The organism is Drouetiella sp. (assembly GCF_059504425.1).
The window spans coordinates 13,031-29,203 of record NZ_JCACIN010000047.1 but is presented as its reverse complement, the minus strand read 5'-3'; the positions used below and the strand labels follow the sequence as shown (position 1 = coordinate 29,203).

The following is a 16,173-nucleotide window of genomic DNA, read 5'->3' as shown; positions in this document are numbered from 1 at the left end:
ATAGTGGCGTTAGATTTTAGGGTATGGGCTATTGTTTTGTGGGCTATTGCTTTAGGGATGAAATTCGCCCCACCTCATAACAAATTGCCCGATGAGAGATGCGAATCTCTAGAGAAATTAAGATAACTCCAGTCAGCAGAACTCCTGTTCCCGTCAGAAATAGCGCTAGCGTCAAGGTGGCTGCTCCAGAAGAACTGAGGGAAACCGCTAGGGCGATCGCAAACATATTGCTTAAAAAAATTGCCATGGCGCTATAAATGGTCAATGCCGCGTTTTGCAGTAGCCGATGGCGATGGGTCAGCAGCGGGATCTGTCGATCGATGTCCTGTAAGCGCTCTTGACGAAAGCTGTCCATTTCGCCGGAACGTAGCAGCCCCAAGCGTTCAAGAGCCAGCGATCGCATATATTGCCCGACTGAAGCATATCGACTGAGCACAGCATTTTGAATTAGCGCACAGGCTGTAATTAAGACAACTGGAGCGATAATTAATTGAATTGTTTTAGCAACATCCGCAGCGTTCATCATAATTTTGTGGCATGGATGGCGATTTTCTCCGGAGATACCCATCAATTTCTCATTTGGCTATCGATTGGCTTTCATCTGAAACTCAGGAATCAGATGCATTCTTAACTCAGATGAACAGTCTGTTACAGTTCCTACCCACTGACAAGTGCAATGATCATTATGGAGGTAGCTTACACAAAGGATGAATAGCTTTAGACCAGACCAACTCTCAGCAGATTTACAGGCATTAGTTGAATACCGAAAATTAGAGAGCGGACAGGCGCTCTTTTACAAAGGAGACTTGGCGCAAGCCACGTTTTGGCTAGAGACAGGACAACTTAAGCTATTGCACTATACCTCAGATGGACAGGCTGTCAATCACTACCGTATCCGAGCCGGGGAAAGTTTTGCAGAGGTAGCGTTATTCATTAATTTCTATGACTGTACGGCGATCGCCGAAGCCCCCTCACGAGTCGCCTTACTGCCCAAGCAACCCATCCTAGCGGCTTTACGGGAGCGACCTGATTTGGCAGAAGAGGTGATGAAACAGCTGGCATGGCGGCTACATCAAGCCAAAATCTTGTTAGAGTTACGCAGCATTCGTTCTGCGCGCAATCGCGTGTTGCACTACCTAAAGCTTTCATCTGACCAGCGATCGGTGCAGCTTGAGCAGCCTATGAGAATCATTGCTGAAGATTTAGCCCTTACGCCTGAGGCTTTATCTCGCGCCCTGACCCAGCTAGAAGAAGAAGGGGTGATTGCTCGACAAAGGCGCATGGTGCAGTTCTTGTAGGTCTGGTTTGTAGAGCCTCAATAGACCTTTTGCAAATTAGGTTTGGTGGTGGCACAGCCACCACCAAACCTAATCCCAAAACTCTAATCTGTAAGCGATCCAATAAAGAAAGGTTGCAAATTGATTTCAATCATAGAAATTATGTGCCTGAGCCTATAATCTGCTTCCCAGCGAGTTCGTACTTAACGGTTCAAACGCTCTCACCATTAGTCAAAAATCAGTCAAAAATCAATCAAAAGGTTTCCATCATGAAGTTGGCTTCTGTACTCTTAGGTATTTCACTGGCAGGTCTTGTGACGGTTTGGGATGCTCCTCTCAAGGTGGTCAACCCTGCCTTGGTTCAGGCATCAGCTCAAGAAATGACTGTTCAACAAAAGATTGATTTGATCACGAAGAGTAAAGGTCAAGTGGGTAGTGGTGATCAGCTTCGGCGTTTCTTTTATGGTGAGCTTGACCCGATCGGGATTCAGCCCGGAGGCGCTGGTACGGTTGTCAATCTGTACAGCAAAACTAATGATGTTACTTTTTCCTACTGTTCCCATTTTGATGTAGTGGTCGCTGTCGCTAAAGGTAAAGTGGCTCAATTCCCAGCCAATGAAGTGAGATAGTTTTGACAAATTGCCTGAGATTTTGTGCTGACTTCCATCGAGTACAAAATCTTAGGTAATACACCTCAGGCAATCAGCCCTATTCACTTGGCTTAAGATACTTGTTGTTGTTCCTCCAGATTTTTGATTTTCAGTCAACACAATTGTCTATTTATTACGTGTTCACTCATCACGGAGGAACAAAATGGATACCAAAGATATTTTATTGCTGTTACATCCAGCGATCGCAATTGTTGTCGTCTATCCCCTCATTGGCAACGTTGTAAGCCGAGCCTTGGGAGTTCGCAAACGTCGTCAGGAGCTGTCATCTGGCAATAAAAGTAAGGTTTCACCCGCAGTTGGGCCAGAGCATGTGAAGCTAGGGCGATGGCTCAGCGGATCAGTGGTGGCGCTTGCTTTACTGGGATTAGGGCATGAAATTTTTCTCAAAATCATAGAAGAGCAGGTTTGGGTAAAAGAACCTTTCCGAGTTGGGTTCGTGGGGCTAATTTTTGCGGCGACGATCGCCTCTCTTATTCTTCTGTATCGTGCTGAGCCGAAAATTTGGCGAGGAATATTTGCTACTCTCACAGGTATGGGACTGGTTCTCCTGGGATGTCAACCAGAGATTTTTCGTCGAACCAATGAGTGGTATATTTCGCATTACTATTATGGGATAGCGGCTGCGCTGCTGATGATTTTCTCCCTGGCAGTTATTCGAGATATTTATCAAGACAAAAGCAATCGCTGGCGTACGGCTCATATTATTCTCAACTCATTTGCCTTACTCCTTTTCATTGGGCAAGGATTGACCGGAACACGAGATCTACTGGAGATTCCCCTAAGCTGGCAAGAGCCATTCGTCTATAAGTGCGACTTTGTGGGCAAAAAATGTCCTTGAGCCACGATTAGCCGTTATTAAGCAATGCCCTCCTGATTTTGACTTAACCCTACTGCTCTGATCTATTCATCATCCCGGCTTAAAGAGATTCTATGGTTGAAGTCGGAACTATCAGAAATACCGTCAAAAATCCAGTTGTTCGGGCGGTGACAGGCGCTGCTGCTCTGTTTTCGATCGCCACCATTCTGTCGGGAATAGGGGTGGGCTTTATTAAGCCTAAGGACGAAGCTGCTCAAAAATTTGCTTTCACAACCTCGTTGATTAGCCTGGGCTGTGGTGCGGTGCTAGGAGCCGTGGCTCGTCCTAACGCGGCTGAGAAACCTACGGCTAGCGTCGAGACAGGCGGCAATTCCTGGGCAGACTGGAGAAACACAGACTGGAGAAACTTTGTCGTGGTTCGCAAGGTTAGAGAGAGCCAAGATATTACCTCGTTCTATCTTCAGCCAGAAGATCAGGCTGCAATTCCTGACTTTCAACCGGGGCAATTTCTGACCATCAGGCTCGATATTCCGGGGCAGAAAAAACCCACGATTCGTACCTATTCACTCTCAGATTATGCCAAGGACAAAACTAATTCCTGCCAATACTATCGCCTCTCTATCAAGCGAGAGGCGATGTCTAGTGTGGATGTGCCGCCGGGTCTAGCCTCAAATTTCATGCATGATCAGGTGCAGGAAGGTTCTGTAATTCAGGCGAAGCCCCCCAGCGGTAAGTTTTTTCTAGATCTAGCGCAGTCCTCTCCGGCTGTTTTGATCAGTAACGGTGTAGGGATCACGCCCATGATGAGCATGATCAAAGCCTGTGGTCTTCTGAAGAGCGATCGCCCCCTCTGGTTTATCCACGGTGCAAGAGATGGTGCTTTTCATGCTTTTCACGATGAGGTGCTGGAATCTGCTCGCCAGAATCCTAATCTCAATGTGCATTTTAGATATAGCCGTCCCCGCTCTGAGGATTTGGGACGTTACCATAGCACAGGCTACGTCGATGCGGCTCTCATTGATGACGTGGTTTCTAGGGAGGTGGATGCTCCCAATTCAGTCGAGTACTATATCTGCGGCTCTGCTCCCTTCTTACAGTCACTCCGAGAGGGGTTCAACGCGCTAGGCATTCCTGAGCATCGGATATTTTACGAAGTGTTTGGGGGAGGGAAAAAAGCGGGTTCTATGCTCATGCCCCCTCAATTGCAGGATGATGGGCAAAGTGCCGAGATCGTTTTTGCCCAGTCTGGCACAACGCTGACTTGGCAACCTGAAGATGGCACAATTCTAGAGTGTGCTGAAGCGAATGGTCTGGAACCCGCCTATAGCTGCCGTCAGGGCATTTGCCTGACCTGTATGTGTCGCCTTGAATCTGGAGAAGTCACTTATGTGCAACCGCCTGTTGGCACTCCAGATGAAGGCTCCGTTTTAATTTGTATTGCCCAGCCTAAGACTGCCATTGTGCTTGATTTATGAGCGAAACCCTGTCCCGCTTCCGAATTGCAACGCTGGTTATGTTCGTCACCGTGCTGCTGTCAGGGGCGATCGCTGCCGCCTGGTTCATGGGGCAGGGCACGATTAGCATGATTTTTCAGCAGCTCAATACCTTGCAGGAACAGCCGCCCATGTGGCTTGAAGTGCCCATGATACTGGTGCATTACCTGCTGTTTTGGGCTGTGGCGCTAATGCTGGGCGTATTCCTGATCACGAAGATTTCACCTCGCCCTCAGCCCTGGTCGCGATCGCTAGTTGTCGGCATTTTGCTGGTGTTGACGGTGCGGTATCTAATCTGGCGATCGCTCTCGACGCTTAATCTTTCAACACCGCTAAATGGGGTCTTTAGCCTGGGGCTATTTCTGCTGGAGCTATTGCTGTTAATCAGCAGTATGATTCAGCTTGTTTTATTGTTTCGGGTGCGCGATCGAAGACTTGAAGCCGATCAGTCCTCTATCAATGTCCTGAGTGGTTCTTTCATACCCACAGTCGATGTTTTCATCCCCACCTACAATGAGCCAGAATTTATTTTGCGGCGAACGGTGATCGGCTGTCAGGCACTCTACTATCCCCGCAAAACGATTTATCTGCTAGACGACACTCGCCGCCCTGAAATTAAGGCGCTAGCAGCAGAGTTAGGGTGTGAGTACATAACGCGATCGGATAATCGTCACGCCAAAGCGGGGAACCTCAATCACGCGATTTCCCAGACTCAGGGTGAATTGCTGGTTATCTTCGACGCAGATTTTATCCCTACCCAAAATTTCTTGAGCCGCACTGTCGGCTTTTTTCAAGACTCTCAAGTGGCGCTCGTCCAGACGCCACAGACTTTCTATAATGCCGATCCGGTTGCCCGAAATCTGGGATTGGAAGATGTCCTCACGCCCGAAGAAGAAGTCTTTTATCGGCAAATTCAACCCTTTCGAGATGCCGCAGGTGGGGTGATTTGTTCGGGTACCTCTTTTGTGGTGAGGCGATCGGCGCTTGCAGAAATCGGCGGCTTTTTCACAGAATCCCTCAGCGAAGATTACTTCACTGGAATTCGCCTGTCTGCCCAGGGCTATCGCTTGGTGTATTTGAACGAAAAGCTGAGTGCTGGTCTAGCGGCTGAAAATGTTGCGGCTTTGGCTCTGCAACGTCTCCGCTGGGCGCAGGGAACGCTGCAAGCCTTTTTTATTACGGCTAATCCCCTCACCATTCGTGGCTTGCGTCCCCTTCAGCGTCTGGCACATCTGGAAGGATTACTTCATTGGTTCACCAGTATTTCCCGTTTGGGGTTCTTGCTGATTCCGCTAGCTTATGCGTTTTTAGGGGTCATTCCCATCCGCGCAACGCCTGCCGATGCTCTCTATTATTTCCTGCCGTACTATCTCGTGCAAATCACGGCAACATCCTGGCTAAACGATCGCTCTCGTTCGGCATTGCTGGCAGATATTTACTCCTTGATATTGTGTTTTCCGTTAGCAATCACGGTCGTTCAGGTGATGTTGAATCCGTTCAGCAAGGGGTTTAATGTCACTCCTAAAGGCGGGACGAGCGATCGCTTCACCTTCAACTGGCGGCTGGCTCTACCCCTCATTGCAATGTTTGTCGCTTCAGCCCTTAGCCTGTGGCTCAACTTGGGTACCTATACGATGAATGGCATGGGTCAGCCCAACATTCCCCAAGAGATTGCGGAGCGGCTAAAGGGGCTAGATTTAGGGCTGGTTTGGAGCTTCTACAACCTGCTGATGCTGAGCGTCTCGCTGCTAATTTTGATTGATGTCCCTCGCTTGTCCGCCCACGAATGGTTTAAGCTGCGACGCACTGTGAAGCTACGGGTCGGCGACCAAGACTTTTGGGGCGTAACGACTCTACTTTCCGAAGTCGGGGCGCAAATTGTCCTGACGCAGCCTCACCTTTCAGAGATCTCGATGATCGCTCCATCTGTTCAAGTCAACCTAATGGAGGACAACCTGATCCTTCCAGGGAAAATAACGGACTGTAGCTGGCAGGGCGAATTCCGAGCTGTGCAAATTACGTTTGACGCGCTCGACTTAAGCCAGCATCGGCAACTGGTGGAACTGCTATTTTGCCGTCCAGGGCAATGGAAAAGCCGCTGTGCGCCTGGAGAATTTCGATCGCTTTGGCTGCTATTCAGAATTTTGCTGCAACCCCGGATTGTATTTGGTCGCAAGCCGGAGTTGAGTGCGATCGCAGTCACTCAGAGTTAGCTTTTCTCAAGACCCCAAGACTTGCTTTGCCTTTTCAAGCACCTCTTTGGGACGAAAAGGCTTAGTCAGGTAAAGATCAGCGCCGACATCAATTCCCTTTTGCTTGTCAAATTCTTGTCCCTTAGCCGTCAACATCACGATGTAAACATCTGTCAGCTTTAAATCATGTTTAACGGTGTGGCAGACTTCTAGACCGCTCATCTTAGGCATCATCACGTCCAGAAAAACAAGGTTTGGGTTTTCAGCTTGAATTGTTGCGAGGGCTTCTTCGCCATTTCTGGCGGTCAGTAGCTCAACTCCTTCGTCTTCCAAGGCTTCTAAAGCTTGCTCCATCAGGATCAAAATATTGGGTTCGTCATCAACAATCAAAATTTTCTGTGACATAACGGTTCCAAATTTAGTGCTACAGATTTGAGAATGAAATAAGCCGCCCTTAAGCCAAACTTGAGGACAAGAAAACCAAAGATTAGCGATCGGACAGCATGACAAAGAAGACATTTTCTAGTCCCTTCTCAAACCGCAGCGTCTTCATTAAATCCGCTTCCTGCGAGAGAATAGAATCAATAATGATCATGTCAGGTTTGGCAGTCAGGGCTTTGTTAATGCACTCTTGAGGATCAGAAGCTTCTAAGACGTTGTACCCTTGGGTTTGCAATACATCGGACAAAACTTTCAAGGTGGAGGCATTCTGATCCACCACTAACACCTTTTTGCTGGAAGTCCCTTGAGATAGCAGTGAGCCAATTTCGTTGAGCAGCTTCTCTGTGTCGATCGGTTTGGTGAGATAGCGATCGATACCAATGTGATAACCGCGTTCCTTGTTCTCTACGATCGATAAGATGATGATGGGGATATCTGCGGTTTCAGGATCATGCTTGAGTACAGCCGCCACGTCGAAGCCGTTAATTTGAGGCATCATGACATCCAGAAGAATCAGATCGGGGCGGGCAGATTTGATCTGCTGAATCGCATCCATGCCGTCTTTTGCCTCGCGGACGTTGTAGCCTTCGTTCTCTAGCTGTTGACGCAGCAGTTCCCGAATGTTGGTATCGTCATCAACAACCAAAATCGTTTTTCGGCTTTCATCTAGTGTTGTCGTTGTGGTCGTGACATGTTCTTTAAGCTGCTTAACCAGCGCATCCAAATTGAGTTTATCAGTTGTTTTATGATCGGCAGCACAAGTTGGAATGACAAACGAGAACTTACTGCCTTTGCCCGTCTCACTTTCAACCCAGATTTTGCCGCCATGGTGGTCAACAATTTGTTTGCAGATCGGTAACCCCAATCCGGTGCCTTTGGGTTTGTCGGTCAGCGTATCACCCACCTGCCGGAATTTCTCAAACACCTTGGGCTGGTCTTCTGGGGCAATGCCAACGCCTGTATCGCTGATGCTGATACAAACGCCGCTGCTCTCTTGTCTAACCTGACAGGTGACTGTCCCCGCTTCTGTAAATTTCACCGCGTTAGAAATGAGGTTGATTAAGACTTGCAGCAAACGGTTGCGATCGCCCATAATTTGCGGCAGTTCGGCATCGATCTCGTTAACCATCTGCAACCTACTCGTTTCAAACAAAGATGCTGTAGAGTTGGTTGCCCACTCGACTAACTCCACAGGATCAAGCGGCTGCATTTGCCACTCCACTTTACCCGCTTCCATTTTGGCAATATCCAGCACATCGTTGATCAAAGAGGTCAGTCGTTCTGCTTCCGACACGATGATATTGAGGTTATCATTGACTCGTTTAATCGTTTTTTGAAGCTTGCGGTCTTCCGTAGTTAGAATGGGAAAAATATCGTTTTCTAGCTTTTCTTTGATAATGGAGGCAAACCCCAGCACTGACGTGAGCGGGGTTCGCAGCTCATGAGAAACGGTAGAAATAAAGTCGGTTTTCATCTTGTCGATTTCTTTTTCTGCCGTCACATCGCGGATCAACAGAGCAGAACCGAAGCAGGTGGATGATGGCTCAGCAGACGCTTTTTTGAAAATGGTCGTGGCTACTGCTTGACCAATGCGGTTTTTCGCCAAATCCACTTCAGCCGTAAATACTTCTTGAGGATGGGATTGAGTCTTTTCTACAAGCTCTGCTAATCCAGATACGGGTAGCTCTCGGCATTGTCCTTTTAAGTTGGAGGCAATCAGCCCATACATGGCTAAGAAGGCAGGATTGGAGTGAGTAATCTGCCCTTCAGTATCTGTCACTAACAATCCATCTGCTAGATTATCCAGAATGGCATTTAATCCCTGTGCCTCCGCCAGGGTATTTTGTAGCGCTGCTGTTCGATCGATGACTCTGGCTTCTAGCTCTTGATTGAGCTGCCGTAGGGCAATCTCGGTTTGTTTTCGAGCCGTAATGTCGGTATTGATTTCCAGCAGAGCACAAGGCTGACCGGAAGAATCGCGTTGCAACGTCCAGCGGCTCTGAACTGTGAGCGATCGTTCGTTGCGGGAGGTATGCTGCAATTCACCCTCCCAAGTGCCCTGTTGGAGCAACTGTGCCTGAATTTGTTCGACAGGTTGCGGGAAGATGGTATGGAGAAAGGAGTGAATAGGTTGATCTTTTACTTCCTCTCGCACCCAGCCGTAGAGACGTTCTGCACCCTGATTCCAGTACAAAATTTTGTCGGTCATATCCCGCACAATAATCGCATCGCTGGAATGATTCAACATATTTAATAGCCGCTGATTTTCGGCTTCTGCTACCTTGCGATCGTGAATGTCGGTATGGGCACCAATCCACTCGCGAGTGCTGCCATCTGATTCGATCACAGGCACTGCCCGTACGCTCATGTGGCGGTATTGACCATCGTGGCGGCGGAGACGGTGTTCTACTGCATAGAGCGATCGCGTAGTAAAAGCGGCTAACCAAACTTCTGCGGTATGGGCGCGATCGTCAGGATGGATGGCATCTAACCATCCCCAGCCTTTCAACTGCTCAAAATTCTGTCCGGTGAATTGGCTCCAACCCGGTTGCTCTGTAACAAATTCACCTTCTGCCTTTGTATCCCAGACGATTTGAGCCATTGCGGAAATCAGGAACCGATACCGTTCTTCGCTTTGTTGGAGGATCTGTTCTGCCAGCTTGCGATCGGTGATATCAGTACAGGTACCCACCCATTCTCGAATGCTGCCATCCTGTTCTAAAACGGGAGCACCGCAGACAAAAAAGTCACGATAGGTTCCATCCTTAGCTCGAATCCGGTATTCAACTTCATAGAGGGCGAGGCTTGTCGTAGCCGCCGTCCAAACTTCGCTAGCATGAAGGCGATCGTCAGGATGAAGGGCATCTAGCCAACCCAATCCCTTAGCCTCTGCTTCACTTTGTCCGGAGTAAGCGATCCAGTCTGCTACGTCAAAGCAGTGTCCTTCGGGTGTACTCACCCAGACAATTTGCGAAGTCGTTTTGACCAGAGAGCGATACCGCTCTTCACTCTGTTGCAAGGTTTGTTCAGTTTGCTGGCGTTCCTGTTGAGCCAGCTTGAGATCGCTGATATCTTCAACACTAGACCAGATCAAACATTCTCCACCCTGTTCGATCAGCAGCCCAGACAGCCGGACTGCAACCCGATGTCCGTCTTTATGGATATATTCCTTTTCGTAGGATTTGTAGCGCCCGGTTTGTTCCAGTTCCTCAAGTACGGCTTGTTCGGCGGCGACATACTGTTCGGGGGTAATCTCCCAACAAGTCAATTGCAACATCTCTGGGACAGTGCGTCCCATGATCGCAGCTAGGGCAGGATTGGCATCAATTATTGTCCCGTCCATCCGAGAGAGTACGAGACCAACCGGGCTTGCTTCAAAGAGCTGACGGTTGTATTGCTCGCTCTGGCACAGGGCTGCTTGCGATCGCTTGTAGTCTGTAATGTCGCGGGCAACGGCATAAATCAGCTGACGCTCATCCAAAAATACGGAAGTCCAGGTCAGCCATTTATAAGATCCATCCTTACAGCGGTAGCGATTCTCAAAGTTAACTAATGTGGGCTGTTCTTTTAATTGCTCGACGACCGCGATCGTCGCTTCGCAGTCTTCCAGATGGACAAATTCGATAAAGGGATGGGCATAGAGTTCTTCTAAGGTAAATCCCAGAGTTTCTTCCCAGGATGGATTGAGCAGCTTGAAATAGCCGTCGATCGTCACAATGCACAGCATATCCAAGGATAGCTTGAAGAAGTTTTCCACTTCTAGAAAGGCAGCGGATGATTCAGCAGAAGGCTCAGCAGAGGCAGCTTCCAACTCCATCACTCGCTGACGCAGGAGCGCAAGTTCTTGCGTTGTTGCTTGATAGATTGCGGCATCTAAAGTAATAGTTTGATGAGTCATTGTTCTAGTTAAGAGTTTGTTAGTTAAGTGGATGAATAGGATTGGGACAGTAAAACTGGAGCAATAAGGTGGTATAGAGCTTCAACGAAATTGGATTGTGTTGAAACATCTGGTAAATCTGCGCAGGAGATGCATCCTCAACCCCTGGATGGTGTTGCGAGAGTCGCTGAATCAGCTGAATATGGCGAAACAGCAGGTCAGAGGATTGAAGCGGCGGAGCCGTAGATGAAATAAAGTCCCTGAGATCATGGGCAGCGGGTGACTCAAAGTGCTGTGGTGCTTCTTCATTTGGAATGGCGATCGGATCGCTTTGCCCTTCAGCCGTGTTTCCTTCAGCCGTGTTTCCTTCAGCCGTGTTTCCTTCAGCCAGATTTGCAGTTGCGCCCTTCACCGGACATTTCACCGGGATCTGAATCCAGAACTCAGTTCCCTCGCCCGGTTGCGAACGACACTTGAGCATTCCTCGATGCTTTTCCACAACCAGCTGATAGCTGATTGCCATGCCCAACCCGGTGCCCTTGCCAATCTCTTTTGTCGTAAAAAAGGGGTCATAAATACGCCGAATTACCGCTTCTGGCATTCCTGAACCATTGTCGGTAATATGAACGACAACCCACTCATCATTGAGAGATTCGGTACGAATTTGAATGGTGGGTATGGGATGTGGAGAAATAGCGGTAGATGTTTGGTTCTCGCGTCTCTTGATGTTCTCTTCCAGTGCATCAATAGCGTTTACCAAGATGTTCATAAACACCTGATTCAACTGACCGGGATAGCATTCAACTAGAGGTAGTTCCCCATATTCTTTAACAATTTCGATCGCAGGACAATAGGCAGTTCCTTTGAGCTGGTGACGCAGAATCATCAGCGTCACATCAATGCCTTCGTGAATATTAACGGCTTTCATTTCCGCTTCATCAAGGCGGGAAAAGTTCTTGAGCGATTGCACAATTTCAACAATGCGATCGGTGCCCAGCTTCATGGAATTCAGCAGTTTTGGTAGATCCTGCATGAGAAATTCCAGGTCAATATTGTCTATTTGAGATTGCAGATCGGCAGGAGCAACCGGAAAGTTTTTTTGATAATCCTGAAGCAACTGCATTAACTCTGTCGCGTACTGGGCAACGTACTTGACATTGCCACAAATGAAGTTGACAGGGTTATTAATTTCATGGGCGACTCCAGCAATCAGCTGCCCCAAACTAGACATCTTCTCGCTCTGAATCAGCTGAGTCTGCGCGAGCTGTAAATCTTTAACCGCCTGTTGCAGCCGATCGGCTTGAGCTTTTGCCTGGACTGCCGCCTGACAGCTTTGCTCGTACAGCAAAGCCTTTTCGATGGCGACTGCCGTTTGAGAAGCAAAAATGCTGACTAGCCTGAGGTGTTCAGCCGCATAGGCATCAGGATTCTGCGAACCAATGGCGATCGCTCCCAGGATGCGTTCCTTGGCTCGCAGCGGCGCACAAATTAATGCTCTGATGTTTTCTTGCCCTCGCGATCGCGGATCAATTTGAATATCATTGACCAACTCTGCTCGACCCGATTGAACAACATCGCCGATAATTCCCTGACCCAATTCAAGCGGGCGATCGAAAAATTGTCCAAATTCAGCAATGATTTCAAAGGATGCTTCGTCTGGATTGAGAGCATTGGGTTTTAGCAGCAGGATGATGCCCGCAGAGGACTCGATTAGCTGATGAATTTCTTGCAGTACAAGTTGGGCAATTTGCTGAGTATCTAAACTGGTTGTGAGCTGAGTTGAGATATCCTCAAATAAATCAATTTCCTGATACCGCTCCAACAGCTCTCTAGCGAGTTCTTTCTTCTCAAATTCCTGCTTTGCCAGGAAAGATAGCAATGTGGCAACGAGAGCTGCTTTCTCCTCCCCCAATACCCAGCCAATAACTTGCTCCGATACTTCGATCGGGTATCGGTGATTTACAGTTTGCTTCCCAACACTAACTAACGTCTTCCCATTGATTTCCTCAATAGCGATCGCAATATCGAGAACCCCTATCAATCCTTGAAGCAGCGATCGCACTTCTGGCTTGCTATAGAATTTTTTAAGGTTAATCGGAGACATGGAAAATAGGTGTCACTGACACGACAGCTAGGAAGGTCGGGCATCACCAGGACATTGACACCACGATTTCCTAACTGGGATTAGAATGCCCTAATTTATTCCTTTGATCTCAACAGACAGTTTTAGTAGATTGCAAATTAGGGTTTTGGAGTGCGCTCCGCATACCCCAAAACCCTAGAGAGCTGGATTTCAAAGGCGCACTGCGCCTTTGAAATCCAGCTCTAAATAAATGAGATGACCTTGCGATTTACTGAGTCTAGGAGCTGTCAAACGTGTCTCGGATAAAAGCTTGTTTCCAGCTCAAACTATTTTGAGCTGGAAACAAGCTTTTTTCAGGTTCTTCAGGCAGCTTCGTTACATCAACTCATCAGAGATACAACTACCACTTCAGCAGATTAAACTGCTCCATGTCTACCGTGTCGCGGTTCCGGTAAATGGTGAGAACGATCGCCAAACCCACCGCCGCTTCAGCCGCCGCGATCGAAATTACAAACACCGCAAACACCTGACCCTTAATGTCTTCTGGATCGAGGTAATTGGAGAACGCCATCAGGTTCAAATTGACGGAGTTTAGCAATAGCTCGATCGACATCAGCACCCGAATTGCGTTACGGCTCGTGACCAGACCAAAAATGCCAATGCAAAATAGCGCTGCGGCAAGAATGAGAAAGTATTGGAGTTGCATAGAATCTACTTTTGCCTAGCCTACTTTTGACTACCAGAAACCAGTTCTCTAGGACGCTCAGGTAAGGTGAGCTGCTCAGCCTCAGTCTGCTCAGGGAAGAAGTCGCGTCGCGCTAGGACGATCGCCCCTACCAACGCCATTAGCAGCAGCACAGAAACAAGCTCGAACGGCAACAAGAAATCGGTGAAGAAATGCTTGCCGATCACCACAACAGCGCCATCGCCAACGGGCACTGCGCTAGAAATTGCCCAAGGCGTAGCCAATATCATGGTGCTGAGTAGCGCAAACAGTCCTGTACAGACACTAGCGGTCGCTACCGTACCGATCCAGGCATTGGGAACAGGCACATAATCCTCTCGCTTGTTCACCAGCATGATGCCAAACAGGATAAGGACACTGACGGCTCCGACATAGATCAAGATCTGAGCCGCCGCCACAAATCCAGCATTCAGAAGGATATAAAGCCCCGACATGCTGATGAACACCAGCCCTAATAGAAAGGCTGAGTACACAATATTAGCTAGCAGCACAACCCCCAGAGCTGCGCCAATCATCATCAGCGCCAAGATACCAAACGAAACCAGTTGAACCCCATCCGCTAGATTCACAGCTCACTCTCCATCAACTCTTGACAAAACATTACTTTGATCGGCTTGGTCGGCTACTCGACTACTTTGACGTTTCTTCCAAAATCTCAGAGGGCAGTTTGCCAGGTCGCCGCGATCCTTCTGGCAGATCGTGAGGGTCAAGCACGCCCTTGGGCAAGTAGACCAGCTCTTTCAGCGGAGTTACCATGGGGTCAGAGTGAATAACGCTGACGGGCAGACGACCCAGAGCCACGTTATCATAATTCAGCTCATGGCGATCGTAGGTTGCCAGCTCATACTCTTCCGTCATCGACAGGCAGTTTGTCGGGCAGTATTCTACGCAGTTGCCACAGAAAATGCAGACCCCAAAATCAATGCTGTAGTGGTTCAGCTTCTTCTTCTTGGTTTCCTTGTTGTATTCCCAATCCACCACAGGGAGGTTAATCGGGCAAACGCGAACGCAGACTTCGCAAGAAATGCACTTATCAAACTCAAAGTGAATGCGCCCTCGAAAGCGCTCAGAAGGAATCAGCTTCTCATAGGGATACTGAACGGTAATGGGACGGCGCTGCATATGGTCAAAGGTGACAGACAACCCCTGACCGATATACTTAGCCGCTTGCACAGCTTCTTTGGTGTAGTCACCAACTTGCTTTAGGAACTTCAGCATGGGGTTTCTCGCAGGTTAGAAGGTTGTATGAAATCCAGGAGTCATCCGCCAAAAGCAACGGGAAACGAGAGCTTTAGAGCAGCGGTCAGCAGTAGGTTCACGAGCGACACGGGCAGCAGAAACTTCCAGCCCAAATCTAGAAGCTGGTCGATCCGCACGCGAGGCACTGTCCAGCGCAGCAAGACCGCCAGAAAGATCATCAGGTATGCCTTAAACAGCGTCATCACAATCCCCAAACTGGCAGCTATGACCTGTAGCCAAGGCGTTGATTCACTCACGCCGATGAGACTCGCTAACCAGCTCACCGGAATCGGGGATTCCCAGCCGCCCAGATAAAGCACTGCCACTAGCAAAGCCGACAGCACCAGGTTGGCGTAAGATCCCGCATAAAACAGCATGAACTTGACCGCGCCGTACTCGGTTTGGTAGCCAGCAACCAGCTCTTCCTCAGCTTCCGGTAGATCGAAGGGCATCCGTTCGCACTCCGCCAGAGCCGCAATCCAGAAAATCAGGAAGCCGATCGGCTGTCTCCAGATGTTCCAGCTCAAGATGCCGTAACCTGTCTGCTGATTGACAATATCGATCGTGCTGAGGGAATTAGACATCATGACGATCGCCAGCACCGACAGCGACAGCGGAATCTCATAGCTGATAGACTGAGCCGCAGCCCGCAGTCCGCCCAGCAAAGAATACTTGTTGTTGGAGGCATAGCCTGCCATCAGCAAACCCACAGGCGCAATGCTAGAGAGCGCAATCCACAGAAAAATGCCGATATTCAGGTCAGTAATCACCATGTTCTGACCGAAGGGCACGATCAGGTAGGACAGAAACACGGGAATGAACACCATGAGGGGAGCGATCGCAAATAGCCAAGGGTCAGTCTTGGCAGGCAGCATGTTTTCCTTAAACAGCAGCTTAATCACATCTGCCACAGGAGCCAGCAGACCAAAAGGTCCCATGTACTCTGGCCCAATCCGCTGCTGAGCTGCCGCCGAGACTTTTCGCTCTAGCCAAGTTGAGACCAGCGCCAGCACTGTGACCGCAGCCACAATAATCAGCATCGGCAAAGGTATCCAGACCGTTTTGGCTACCCCGATGGGCAGCCCGGAGTCCGTCAAGAGCTGGATAAAGCTTCCTTGTAAATCAATTCCTGAACTCATGTTCTTCGTTGCACTCAGGTTTTTGCGGATTAATTGGGTCTTAGCAATTTGGTCTTAACAAATTGCGTTTAACGGGTCAGGCTTAACTGTACTGCTATTAGAAGGTTACTCGACCTCCAGCCTTAGTATACCGTTGACTGGTTTTTTGAGTGGTGTTGCCCGTGAACGAAAACTCAAGGCTCACCATAGAAAAGCCTCT

General features: G+C 48.8%; 13 protein-coding genes. 5 read left to right on the top strand and 8 right to left on the bottom strand.

Features of this window, described 5'->3' with window-relative positions:
- Nucleotides 1–43: 43 nt before the first annotated feature.
- Nucleotides 44–526, bottom strand: a complete 483-nt coding sequence (locus AC5JMP_RS12270) for a DUF2721 domain-containing protein (RefSeq protein WP_495851755.1) — start codon at nucleotides 524–526, stop codon at nucleotides 44–46.
- Between the two features lie 181 nt (nucleotides 527–707).
- On the opposite strand from AC5JMP_RS12270, the gene AC5JMP_RS12265 reads away from it, so the two are divergent.
- From AC5JMP_RS12265 to AC5JMP_RS12245, 5 genes are all read left to right on the top strand, one after another.
- The gene (locus AC5JMP_RS12265; protein WP_495851754.1) at nucleotides 708–1,298 is read left to right on the top strand and encodes a Crp/Fnr family transcriptional regulator; all 591 of its coding nucleotides are present in this window, start codon (nucleotides 708–710) and stop codon (nucleotides 1,296–1,298) included.
- A gap of 248 nt (nucleotides 1,299–1,546) precedes the next feature.
- The gene (locus AC5JMP_RS12260) at nucleotides 1,547–1,906 is read left to right on the top strand and encodes a hypothetical protein (protein ID WP_495851777.1); all 360 of its coding nucleotides are present in this window, start codon (nucleotides 1,547–1,549) and stop codon (nucleotides 1,904–1,906) included.
- A 184-nt stretch (nucleotides 1,907–2,090) separates the two neighbouring features.
- Nucleotides 2,091–2,786 (top strand): DUF4079 domain-containing protein, encoded by a 696-nt coding sequence (locus AC5JMP_RS12255; RefSeq protein ID WP_495851753.1) that lies wholly within the window; start codon nucleotides 2,091–2,093, stop codon nucleotides 2,784–2,786.
- Nucleotides 2,787–2,878: 92 nt separating this feature from the next.
- Nucleotides 2,879–4,240: a 2Fe-2S iron-sulfur cluster-binding protein gene (locus AC5JMP_RS12250; protein ID WP_495851752.1), complete on the top strand. Its 1,362-nt coding sequence runs from the start codon at nucleotides 2,879–2,881 to the stop codon at nucleotides 4,238–4,240.
- Complete coding sequence (locus tag AC5JMP_RS12245; RefSeq protein WP_495851751.1) at nucleotides 4,237–6,471, top strand: glycosyltransferase; 2,235 nt, start codon at nucleotides 4,237–4,239, stop codon at nucleotides 6,469–6,471. Before AC5JMP_RS12250 ends, AC5JMP_RS12245 begins: the two co-directional genes overlap by 4 nt.
- A gap of 6 nt (nucleotides 6,472–6,477) precedes the next feature.
- Here AC5JMP_RS12245 and AC5JMP_RS12240 read toward each other — a convergent pair whose 3' ends face one another.
- From AC5JMP_RS12240 to nuoH, 7 genes are all read right to left on the bottom strand, one after another.
- A complete protein-coding gene (locus AC5JMP_RS12240) occupies nucleotides 6,478–6,855 on the bottom strand; it encodes a response regulator transcription factor (RefSeq protein ID WP_495851750.1) in 378 nt (125 codons plus the stop codon).
- Nucleotides 6,856–6,937: 82 nt separating this feature from the next.
- Entirely contained in the window at nucleotides 6,938–10,789 is a 3,852-nt protein-coding gene (locus AC5JMP_RS12235; RefSeq protein WP_495851749.1) for a PAS domain S-box protein, read from the bottom strand.
- 19 nt (nucleotides 10,790–10,808) lie between these two features.
- Entirely contained in the window at nucleotides 10,809–12,872 is a 2,064-nt protein-coding gene (locus AC5JMP_RS12230) for a GAF domain-containing sensor histidine kinase (RefSeq protein ID WP_495851748.1), read from the bottom strand.
- A gap of 379 nt (nucleotides 12,873–13,251) precedes the next feature.
- Nucleotides 13,252–13,557: an NADH-quinone oxidoreductase subunit NuoK gene (nuoK, locus tag AC5JMP_RS12225; protein ID WP_495851747.1), complete on the bottom strand. Its 306-nt coding sequence runs from the start codon at nucleotides 13,555–13,557 to the stop codon at nucleotides 13,252–13,254.
- Between the two features lie 20 nt (nucleotides 13,558–13,577).
- Nucleotides 13,578–14,165, bottom strand: coding sequence for an NADH-quinone oxidoreductase subunit J (locus AC5JMP_RS12220; RefSeq protein WP_495851746.1), 588 nt, complete (start codon nucleotides 14,163–14,165; stop codon nucleotides 13,578–13,580).
- Between the two features lie 61 nt (nucleotides 14,166–14,226).
- Nucleotides 14,227–14,811: an NAD(P)H-quinone oxidoreductase subunit I gene (gene ndhI / locus AC5JMP_RS12215; RefSeq protein WP_495851776.1), complete on the bottom strand. Its 585-nt coding sequence runs from the start codon at nucleotides 14,809–14,811 to the stop codon at nucleotides 14,227–14,229.
- Between the two features lie 44 nt (nucleotides 14,812–14,855).
- Complete coding sequence (gene nuoH / locus AC5JMP_RS12210; protein ID WP_495851745.1) at nucleotides 14,856–15,974, bottom strand: NADH-quinone oxidoreductase subunit NuoH; 1,119 nt, start codon at nucleotides 15,972–15,974, stop codon at nucleotides 14,856–14,858.
- Between the last annotated feature and the right edge of the window lie 199 nt (nucleotides 15,975–16,173).